Genomic DNA, 480 nt, shown 5'->3' with positions numbered 1-480 from the left:
GTGAGCGGCTGGTCAGCACGGCCCGGACGACGGAAACCACATACCGCTTCAGGCAGCTGGCTCTGGGAAATTACAGTCTGACAGTCCGGGCGGTAAATGCGTGGGGGCAGCAGGGCGATCCGGCGTCGGTATCGTTCCGGATTGCCGCACCGGCAGCACCATCGCGGATTGAGCTGACGCCGGGCTATTTTCAGATAACCGCCACGCCGCATCTTGCGGTTTATGATCCGACGGTACAGTTTGAGTTCTGGTTCTCGGAAAATCGGATTGCGGATATCAGGCAGGTTGAAACCAGCGCGCGTTATCTTGGCACGGCGCTGTACTGGATAGCCGCCAGTATCAATATCAAACCGGGCCATGATTATTATTTTTACGTTCGCAGTGTGAACACCGTCGGCAAATCGACATTCGTGGAGGCTGTCGGTCGGGCGAGCGATGATGCGGAAGGTTACCTGGATTTTTTCAAAGGCCAGATAACCG

General features: G+C 56.2%; 1 protein-coding gene. It reads left to right on the top strand.

The genetic code is table 11. From position 1 onward, the window contains the following. Nucleotides 1-480: phage tail tip protein J-related protein (locus tag BEG40_RS21555; RefSeq protein ID WP_502692836.1), on the top strand; the 480-nt coding region annotated here is incomplete at both ends.

Source organism: Escherichia sp. MOD1-EC5495 (genome assembly GCF_002965965.1).
Lineage (GTDB): Bacteria > Pseudomonadota > Gammaproteobacteria > Enterobacterales > Enterobacteriaceae > Escherichia > Escherichia ruysiae.
Note: the sequence above shows the minus strand (reverse complement) of the source record. Positions and strands in the feature narration are given on the sequence as shown.